The sequence below is a fragment of the Streptomyces recifensis genome (assembly GCF_002154615.1).
GTDB lineage: Bacteria > Actinomycetota > Actinomycetes > Streptomycetales > Streptomycetaceae > Streptomyces > Streptomyces griseoluteus.
This window is the reverse complement of sequence record NZ_MUNH01000056.1, coordinates 13,736-14,109: the sequence shown is the minus strand read 5'-3', so window position 1 is coordinate 14,109 and position 374 is coordinate 13,736. Positions and strand designations below refer to the sequence as shown.

The 374-nt window shown below is 70.9% G+C and carries 1 pseudogene; it reads left to right on the top strand.

From position 1 onward, the window contains the following. Positions 1–53 precede the first annotated feature (53 nt). Positions 54–374 (top strand): annotated as a pseudogene (locus CCN33_RS32730) (sugar ABC transporter permease); the annotation flags it as partial.

The window sequence follows — 374 nt, the reverse complement described above, 5'->3', positions numbered from 1 at the left end:
CGCCCCGGCCCCGCCGCCCGGCCTCCGCCAAGGGCGGCGCCGCCACTCCCTGGCTGCTCCTCGCGCCCTGTCTGCTGATCCTCGCCGGCGTCATGGGCTACCCCCTGGTCCGGCTGGTCACCCTGTCGTTCCAGAAGTTCGGCCAGTCCCAGCTCTGGGGCTTCCAGGAGCCGGAGTCCGTCGGCTTCGCCAACTTCTCCAAGGTGCTGGGCGACGGCGACTTCTGGCAGGTCGTGCTGCGCACCGTCGGCTTCACCGCCGGGGCCGTCGTCTTCACGATGGTCCTCGGCATGCTGATCGCCCTGCTGCTCCAGCGGGTCTCCGGCTGGGTGAAGACCCTCGTCAACATCGCGCTGGTGGCGAGCTGGGGCATG